Source organism: Bartonella sp. CR84HXZ (assembly GCF_042194535.1).
Lineage (GTDB): Bacteria > Pseudomonadota > Alphaproteobacteria > Rhizobiales > Rhizobiaceae > Bartonella > Bartonella grahamii.
On the sequence record NZ_JBHIMY010000123.1, the window covers coordinates 1 to 638 of the forward strand.

A 638-nucleotide genomic window follows, 5' to 3' on the forward strand; every position below is an offset into this window, starting at 1 on the left:
AGTGCAACGGGAAGCATGTTGAAAGGACCGCTGAAAGTGGATGGTGACCTTATTTATACCAAATCACAAGTGGATGCCGCCATTTTGTCACAAATAAAGAGTCTTAAAAAAGATTTGACCGATAAAATCACGAATTGGCCGGCTCTTGCTGATGCTGAATTACTGTATACGCAAGATGGAAAAATTCAATGGCCAGACTGGGTAACGGATAACACAAAAGTCGAAATCCAAGCATGGGGTGGCGGCGGCAGTGGTGGGGGTGGTTATTCTTATTACTTAGGAGGCGGTGGCGGCGGTGGCGGTTGTACGGTATGGTATGGCTATAAAGCCAGTTTAAAGGGTCATGAGAATATCGCTATTGGTAAAGGAGGAGATTCTGTTTCAGGGAGGACTGTAACAGGTAAGTCTGGAGGAATAACAGCCGTTGGAAAGAATTTTATTACCGCTACAGGAGGAAAGGGGGGTGGGGGTGTTTCTGCCTATCAATCTCACACGGGATTTGGTGGTAGTACGACTACCTTCTATTCAGGCACTGGTGGCGCTGGAGGTACAGGTGGAAACTTTGGTTTAGCAACAGACGAACATCTAGGAATCGCCAAAGGCGGAAATGGTTATGCTGGAACGAATGGAATTACGAG

1 pseudogene is annotated in these 638 nt (G+C 46.7%); it reads left to right on the forward strand.

The features are described 5' to 3' along the window. Positions 1-15: 15 nt before the first annotated feature. Positions 16-638, forward strand: a pseudogene (locus ACFIKD_RS09730) (hypothetical protein); the annotation flags it as partial.